The sequence below is a fragment of the Microcoleus asticus IPMA8 genome, assembly GCF_013179805.1.
In the GTDB taxonomy this organism is placed as follows: Bacteria; Cyanobacteriota; Cyanobacteriia; order Cyanobacteriales; family Microcoleaceae; genus Microcoleus; species Microcoleus asticus.
Map to the genome: position 1 here is coordinate 1 of NZ_SRRZ01000192.1, position 8,333 is coordinate 8,333.

Sequence of the window (8,333 nt, forward strand, 5' to 3'; positions counted from 1 at the left end):
GATACAAAAAAAACTTATCTTTAACCGAGCTTGAATATATCGATCACTCTTGTTATTGATTTGCGATCGATTATTCAGCAAGCCCTAATTAGAAATGACTGATGAAGATGGTGATTTGGAGTTTACCTACAGTAGCATTATTTTTTTAAAGTGGTATTCATGAAAAAAATTGATATTGATTTTTTCCGCATTCCTTAGCACGATACATCGCAACATCGGCATTCTTGACTAAAATGTCTGGATCTGAACCGTCAATGGGATATAAACTAATGCCAATACTTGTAGTTACAGAAACGGTATGTTCTTCTAAAATGAAAGGCTGCACGATGGCGTAGCAAATTTTTTCAGCTACTTTCGCAGCTTCCTCGCGACCTGGAATTGCGGGCAGAATGACTGTGAACTCGTCGCCGCCCAGCCGCGCAATAGTATCGCTGCCGCGCAAGGATTTTTTGAGCCGACTGGCAAAATTTTTTAACAGCAAATCGCCCACATTGTGTCCGAGAGTGTCGTTGATTGACTTAAATCCATCTAAATCTAAAAATAGTAAAGCTACCAATTCCTGATTGCTGGAGGCTCTTTCGAGAGACTGATGCAAGCATTCGTAAAACATTTTGCGGTTGGGCAAACCCGTGAGAGCATCGTGATCGGCTTGGTGGCTGAGTTCAGCATTTTTTTGTTCGAGGGCATTTTCCCGGAGTTGGCGCTCGGTAATATCTCTGATTGCTCCGACTAAAAATAGGTTGCCGGCAGCATCTTTATGCAGGGATCTTTTAGTCGCAATCAGATGCGTAATTCCGTGAGCGTCAGTAAAATATTCTTCATTTTCTCGCGGCTGGTGAGTTTGAAATACTAATTCGTCTTGCTGCCAAAATATCTCGGCTTCAGCTTGGGGAAATAAATCGTAATCTGTGCGGCAGGTTAAAATTTCTAAAGGATAGCCGATAAAGCGACAATATGCCTGATTCAAAACAACGCAGCGGTGATTTCGATCTTTTACAAAAATCGGGTCGGGAATTGTATCGATTAGCGATTGTAAAAATTCTTTAGACCGTTTTAATTCTTCTTGCAAGTGAGCCAGATAACCCACAACAGCGGCACCAGAACCCAGAAGACTGAGGATTGGAGGAATTAACGGCAGCCACCAACCCGCTAAAAAAGCTAAGTATAAACTGGCACTCAAACCGAGACTGATACTTGACAAACAGTAAACCGATCGACGCAGCGATCGCAAATTCCAACTCACACTTGCTCCCGCCCAAGACCAGAGTAAAATCCACAGCAACTCGGCAACCTCTGGCCAGACACTGATCCCCCCGCGCCCGTCGAGGGCTGCACTTAAAATTTGGCTCAAGAAATGAGCCTGAAGCTCGACTCCCGGTATTTGCTGGGGAGGAGCAAACCAACCCGAGCTGTAAGAATTTTGGTAAAAGTCTCTGAGGCTGGGGGCAGTTGAGCCGATCAAGACAGCGCGCGATCGCACAAAATCAGCGGGTACTTTGCCAGAAAGCACGTCGCTCATCGATGCAGTGCGGAAACGGCCTCGCGCGCCGCGCAGGTTGGCCAAAATTTGATAGCCGCGGCTGTCCGCTCTAACGTAAGCACCGTCGTTAGGTTGAAAAGGCTGAAAAACTCCCTTACCTAACTGCAAGTATTTAGGATTGACTGTTGCTGGTTGAGGGAAAATTTTTTCGCTTTCGAGGTAACGCAAAGCCAGTGTCAGCGCTAAACTTTCATGAGTTTTGCTGTCTCCGGGCCAAGCGTAGAGCAAAGTTCGGCGCACTTTTGAGTCAGCGTCGATGACAACGTTGTTGAAACCGATTCGATCGAGCTTGTCAAGTACCGGAGGCGGCCGAACTCCGAACCTGGCTTCGTCTGGCATCAACTCAATGCCGATTAAGTTGGGAATAGTTTTAAAAGTTTTGAGCAATTCGGCGTTACCCGGTTGAGTTGGTAAATCTCGGTAAACGTCGAGGCCGATCGCCCGCGGCTTGCCAGCGTGCAATTTTTTCAGCAATTGGGCCAATACAGCATCGGAAATTGGGTAGCCGTATTTTTGCAAGTCAGCTTCCTTAATTTCTACAATGACGATGCGCGAGTCAATTGGTTCGGGCGGCCGCCAGCGCACAAAGTAGTCGAAAGCAGCCCATTCCCACACCTGAAAAAATCCGAACCAGCGCATTACAATGACCGTACCAGCAACGGCACTCGCAGTAATCAATACTCGGCGTTCTCGATCGAGCCATTTTTTGATAGTTTTTAGCATATTTTCGGGATTTTTGCCTCGCTCTTCGAGCATCTAAGCTATTACTACATATAGCTTTTAGATCTCCGGGACTATCGGCTCAGTCGATTTTAGATTTTATTTTTTATTTTTTAGATTATCCAATTTTTTGGTTTTTCGGTGCGGGCGAGTCGATTTTAGATTTTATTTTTTATTTTTCGGTGCGATCGGGCTGCAACAACATAAACCGGGTTGCTCAACCAAAATATATGATTTCAAGAATGACTCTCGAAGCAGAAATCCGGTTTCTTGAGTTTTTGTGTATAGCAGATGTTGAAGGCCCTTAGGCTCCGCGAGCGGGCAAGTCGCGGTTCGTGAGCGAAGTCGAAGGGTAGGGTAAAAAGAAGGAAGAAGGAAGATCGAAGTTGCTATCAACGGCAATGGTTTCAGCAATTAAGAACTTTCTCAACGTCGGGCACAGTTGCTATAGAGGTTCTTGGGTAGATGAGGTACATAATCACACTTAAAAAGTAAAAAGCTTAGCAACACTGGTTTCGCCGTATTTGATTTTGGCATCGCCGCTATATACCTAGTTTTTACTAATTTTTTATTGATTATAGAGGCGAGATTTTAGATTAATTTCGCAGCACGAGACAACTATCAACTAAGCTAAAAATCAGGAGGTTTCCTGGCAATAAACCTAAAATCTCGCCTCTATAATCTCAAACTTTTTCTATCAGTTTTGAAAGTTTCGCGGGCCGGTGTAACCCGATAAGTCCGCGAGTTTCTCCAAAGATTGCGTCCCGGAATAAAACTGACCTTTAATCTCCCAACTAGGGAAACCTTTAATATTCGCAGCAGCAGCTTGGCAAATTTCAGCGCGGGAATTTTGCCCCTTGGGATCGCATTCAACGTAATCGATTATCGCAGCACCTTCTTTACCAAAAAGCATTTTTTGGTCGTGGCAGTGGGGACACCAGTAAGCGCTGTATTGTTTCGCCCCGATTTGTCTGAGGTGGCGGGCCAAAGCAAGTTGTGCCGGGCCGGAGGTTGTAGTGACCGCAGGGGGTACAATTCCGGGCGTAGAGACAGAAGCAGCAGGTGAGTTGACACTGTTATAAAGTCCCAAGGCGCCGATCGAACTCACCATTGCCACCAAAATGCCTGTAAATACTAACTGTCCGATATCTTCCCACTCGCGCCCGACTAGCACCAGCACAAACAGCGACAGTGAAATTACGGCGGAACTGATGCAATAAATGCACAGTTCCTTAATTTCAAAAGCCATCAAATACATCAAATAGCTGCTGAAAATTACCATCGCAGCGGTGATGATAAATAGCGCTGGCCAAGTTTTGTTTTCTAGTTGAGAGTGCAGTCCTTTATTGGTGTTGGGATTGACGGCTTTGGGAGCCAATGCCAGGATTGCTATGCTCAGGTAAGCCAGACAGCCTAACAAACTTAAAGGCACTGTGCCAAAGACTGTAGCGTAGGGACTGTTGAGAACTTTGTCGCAGCCGCTGGTGGGACAAATGACCGAGCCTGTCGTGAATTTAGCGATCGTGAGATAGGCCGTTTCTACGACGCCGATGGCTGCGATCGCTCCTATCACAGTCCTAGACCAGCGATGAATCCAAGGGGTTGAACGTCGGCGAATCATTTTTTGATTTGGTAATTGGTAATTGGGACGTTGAAAGAAGAAAGAAGTTGGGCAACGAGCAATGTACGGGATTTAACAAATTAAACGGATGGATATTGAAGGAAAAAGTCAAAAGTCAGAAGTCAGAAGTTAGAGAAAAAAAAGAGCTATCCGTGTATCTGTGGCTTCCGTGCCGTGAATCAAGGGAATTGATAATTGGAAATTGGTGATTGGGAATTGATAATTGATAATTGGGAATTGATAATTGGTGCTTTCTTTCACTATTAGGTCTTTGTTTTCAGCTATTACCGATTACCGATTACCGATTACCCCTTCCCATTTTACGTTTTACTTTTGACTTTGCCCGGTTCCGGTGCTGACCCTCTTGAGCCATTAGCGTCTCTGTTTTCCTGTTCGCGTTCTTTCTGTGACAAGCTGCGGCGGGCGGCTTCTACAAACTGACTAACGCGGATCGGATCGATCGGCTGCTCGATGCGGCCGTTTCGCTTCAGGGAACTGGATACAATTACGCCGTCAGCCGCCTGCATGAGGGTGGAAATGTTTTCCCACGAGGCGCCGCTGCCGATGAAAACTGGAATTCCCGCCGCTGCTGCACTCGCAAGTTCTAAGTCTTCGAGATTGGGAGGGCTGCCAGTTGTCCAGCCGGAAAGGATCACGGCGTCGGCTAAAGCCCGCCCGATCGTCTCTTGGACGGCTGTGGTCAAGTTGGGGCTGCCTAAGGGTCGCCCGTGCTTGACTAACACGTCTGCTAATATTTTGACATCGCTGCCCAATTCCCGGCGGTAGCGCAGTAGCTGGTGAGCTTGGCCTTCAATTAAGCCCTGGTCTGTAGCCATGATGCCGTTGAGGACGTTGACACGGATGAATTGAGCACCACTGCAGGAGGCGATGGCGATCGCGCTGTGGGCGTCGTTTCGCAGCACGTTAACGCCGATCGGCAACGTCACGAGATTTGTTAGCCTCTCGACTACCAGAGTCATGGCACTTACCACAGCCGGGTCTACGCTGTCTTTGGCAAAAGGAGCGTCGAAAAAGTTCTCGACTATGATACCGTTTGCGCCACCAGAAGCCAGCGCTGTAGCCTCTTGCTCGGCTCTTCCGATAATAGCTTTGAGGTTTCCGCCCCAGCGGGGAGAAGTTGGCAAAGGCTGTAAATGTACGACACCGATTATGGGATTCGGCGTTTTGAATATTTGTTTTAAGTCCACGGATTTTCCTGAAACCACCAAGTTCACTGACGGCTGACGGCGGATTTTGACGGTATATTCTAGAATTCTATATCCACGGGGGCGATTCGGTTGAGTTAATCGGGCGGCCAAGTGCCTCAAACCCCTAAGCTATAACATTTTAGATTTTAGATTTTAGATTTTAGATTTTCCAAGGGCGACCTACTGATTTCACTCAAAGACGGATACTTGCTTCAAGACAGGAATCCTGTAAAGCAAAAAAGTTGAGATTTTAGGGAGATATCCCAGATTCATCTGTGGAGTGAATGCTTTAATCTTTAATCTAAAATCGACTGGCCACAATCGGGTTTGAGAGCTTGAGTGCAGTTGCATTCTTTTTTATACCTTGGTGTCGGCAGGGGTTTTTCCTTCTCTATCGAGGTTAAGTGGTGAAAGTTGTTCTCATAATTTTGGCTGTAATCTCCGGATTGTGGGCAGCAATCGAAGTGCTGCTGCGGGTGCTGCTGGGTTTTGGCAATCCCTTGATTTACATTGCCGATACCGAGTGCGGCTATTTGTTGGCGCCCAACCAGAAGGTGCGTCGCTTGGGCAACCGGATTGAGATTAACGAGTATTCGATGCGTACCGGAGCGATCGCCCCTATACCCCCTCCAGAAACTCTGCGTGTCTTGCTGTTGGGAGATTCTGTCGCCAACGGCGGTTGGTGGACACATCAGACCAATACGATCTCGGAAATTATGACTCGGCAGTTGAGACTGCAAGTACAGAATCTGGCGAGCGATTCACAATTAGCTTCAAAAGTCAAGTATTCAGATTTTGAAGTTCTCAACGCCTCAGCCAATTCTTGGGGGCCGAGGAATCAACTTGCTTACGCCAAGCGGTTCGGTGTTTTTGGGGCCAAGGCTTTGGTGTTGCTGCTCAATACGGACGATTTGTTTGCATCCGCTCCCTGTGGGGAGGTTGTGGGCCGCGATCGATCTTACCCGGATCGCAAACCCCGATCGGCCACACTAGATTTATTGAGCCGCTACCTGTTACCTGCTGTGCCGGCTCGCCAATTAGCAGCACCCGGAGCCGAAAGCCCAGATGTAGTCGGGTGCAACTTAGAAGCTATTCGCCAAATCCAGAAAATAGCTATATCCGCCAACGTCCGGTTTTTGCTTGCGGTGACTCCCAAGCTGGGCGAATTCGGCGACCTGGGCCCTCGCGACTGGGAAGTCAAGGCTAGAGAGCGTCTCGCCGAACTCGTGGAAACAGAGAAAATTACTTACATAGATTTTCTTCCCATTTTCAATTGTGCGGCGCAACTTCCAACTTTGTATCGAGACAGCATTCACCTGAGCCCTCAAGGAAATCAGCTAGTGAGCAAAACCATCAGTCGTCAAATAGTCGCTCTTTTTTGGCACAAATCGTGATTTCACCCAAAAACGGATACTTGCCCCCGGATTAGATTGTGGAGAGCAAAAAAATTTAAACCTTAGTCCAAGCCCCCAAATTCATCTGTGGAGTCAATCTCTAATCTGCAATCTCAAATCTCAAATCGACAGTTTAATCCCCCAATGGCGATATGGAGTCAATCTCAAATCTAAAATCTACAATCTAGAATCGACAAATCAAGCCCCCAGATCGATCTGTGGAGTCAATCTAAAATCTAAAATCTACAATCTCAAATCGACTGACATCGAATCCGGTTGCATGGGAACAGTTACCGTCTTCAACAAACAACAAACCCAAACTGTAAAAGCACCCGGAAACGACACGATTTGTCTCGATTTAGCTAACTTGCAAAGTAGACTCTAGCTCTTTGGGATACCAAGCTTGACCGTCGAGAGCCATTTGCTCGATCGAACTCGCAAGCCGCAGAGCTTTGAGAGCTTGTTCTCCTCCCACAGAAGGCTGATTTCCACCCCGCACGCAATTAATAAAATGCTCCAACTCTGCGTGGAGCGGTTCAATATTGCTGGTGTAAACTTTCTCGATCAACCCATCTTGACGGTAAAGCACCTGACCGTAATCCGTCACGTAGTTGGCGGTTGTTTGTCGGTGGATCAAGATTTCGTTGTTGAGAAAATCTGCCTCGGTCAGAGAATTTTTGCAGTGAGCCACGATTGAACGGAGTTTGCGGTGCGTCACCTTACTAGCAGTCAAGGTGGCGACAATGCCGTTAGCAAAGTTCAGCGTCGCTGTCACGTAGTCTAAATAACCTGAATCTGAGGCTCTGCTGCCGCTGGCCGTCAGCTTCACCACTTGGGAATCTGCCAATTCCAGGAGCAAGTCAATGTCGTGGATCATTAAATCCAAAACTACCGATACGTCGTTAGCCCGCTGGGAATAAGGACTCATCCGGTGAGCTTCCAATGCCAGTAACTCTTCAGTTTTCAGCACTTTGCCGAGTTCCTGAAAAGCTGGATTGAAGCGCTCGATGTGACCCACTTGTAAAATCCGGTGGGCCTCAGCAGCCGCGTTGACCAAAGATTCGGCTTCGGCAATGCTAGCCGCGATCGGCTTTTCAATTAAAACGTGAACTCCCGCTTGGAGACAAGACATCCCCACAGCGTGGTGCAGGCGAGTTGGAACGGCGACGCAAACTGCATCTACGTGGGCGAGCAAATCCCGGTAGTCTTCAAAGAAGCGAACCCGGTATTTGCTTGCTACATCTATTCCCCGCTCTACATTTATGTCTGCAACACCCACGAGTTCGATATCTTTTAGCAAGCTCAGAACTCGTGTGTGGTGCTGGCCCATATTGCCAACCCCAATCACCCCAATGCGGAGGGGTTCAGGTTGACTTCGCTGGGCGAAAACGTTTGCGTATCCCAATGACATCCTATCTAGCACTCCTGGATTCTCCTCCACCACCACAGGAATCAAGCCCCTTGGCTTCCCTCAGCTACTCACAGCCATCCAGATAGTACCACAGTCAAACTATTTGTGAAGAATTTCTAAGTTCAGTTTTAGGATTACAGCGTCAGGCAATTAAACAGAAGCTACTCATACACAAGGGCAGAATACCGGGTAAAATTTGTGGAAATTACGTATTGACAAAATTTATTAAGCATGCATTACAGCGGGGCGATCGTCTGCAGCATCGCAACAAAACAAACCCGTCGGAATATTTTTGGGGGATTATCAAACATTTTTCTGGTTTAGGCCCAAAAGCAATAGTGAAAATCATATAGTCATTTCAAATAAGTATGAGACACTAGACTGCACAATAAGCACGAATAATTTCATCAAGAGATGTGCCAGGAGACGCATACATTTT

Annotated in this window: 5 protein-coding genes; 1 reads left to right on the forward strand and 4 read right to left on the reverse strand. The window is 47.1% G+C overall.

Annotated elements, in window-relative coordinates; all coding sequences use genetic code 11:
• Positions 1 to 157 precede the first annotated feature (157 nt).
• The 3 genes from E5S67_RS29925 to btpA form a co-directional block, all read right to left on the reverse strand.
• Positions 158 to 2,296, reverse strand: coding sequence for a CHASE2 domain-containing protein (locus E5S67_RS29925; RefSeq protein ID WP_172192812.1), 2,139 nt, complete (start codon positions 2,294 to 2,296; stop codon positions 158 to 160).
• Between the two features lie 661 nt (positions 2,297 to 2,957).
• A complete protein-coding gene (locus E5S67_RS29930; RefSeq protein WP_172192814.1) occupies positions 2,958 to 3,881 on the reverse strand; it encodes a vitamin K epoxide reductase family protein in 924 nt (307 codons plus the stop codon).
• A 320-nt stretch (positions 3,882 to 4,201) separates the two neighbouring features.
• Positions 4,202 to 5,089: a photosystem I biogenesis protein BtpA gene (gene btpA, locus E5S67_RS29935; protein ID WP_172192816.1), complete on the reverse strand. Its 888-nt coding sequence runs from the start codon at positions 5,087 to 5,089 to the stop codon at positions 4,202 to 4,204.
• A 407-nt stretch (positions 5,090 to 5,496) separates the two neighbouring features.
• On the opposite strand from btpA, the gene E5S67_RS29940 reads away from it, so the two are divergent.
• Positions 5,497 to 6,483 (forward strand): GDSL-type esterase/lipase family protein, encoded by a 987-nt coding sequence (locus E5S67_RS29940; RefSeq protein ID WP_172192818.1) that lies wholly within the window; start codon positions 5,497 to 5,499, stop codon positions 6,481 to 6,483.
• A 358-nt stretch (positions 6,484 to 6,841) separates the two neighbouring features.
• Here E5S67_RS29940 and E5S67_RS29945 read toward each other — a convergent pair whose 3' ends face one another.
• The gene (locus E5S67_RS29945) at positions 6,842 to 7,894 is read right to left on the reverse strand and encodes a Gfo/Idh/MocA family protein (RefSeq protein ID WP_172192820.1); all 1,053 of its coding nucleotides are present in this window, start codon (positions 7,892 to 7,894) and stop codon (positions 6,842 to 6,844) included.
• Between the last annotated feature and the right edge of the window lie 439 nt (positions 7,895 to 8,333).

Coding starts and splice junctions, on each gene's coding strand:
- E5S67_RS29925 (WP_172192812.1), bottom strand. CDS start 2,296: ATGCTCGAAGAGCGAGGCAAAAATCCCGAAAATATGCTAAAAACTATC.
- E5S67_RS29945 (WP_172192820.1), bottom strand. CDS start 7,894: ATGTCATTGGGATACGCAAACGTTTTCGCCCAGCGAAGTCAACCTGAA.
- E5S67_RS29930 (WP_172192814.1), bottom strand. CDS start 3,881: ATGATTCGCCGACGTTCAACCCCTTGGATTCATCGCTGGTCTAGGACT.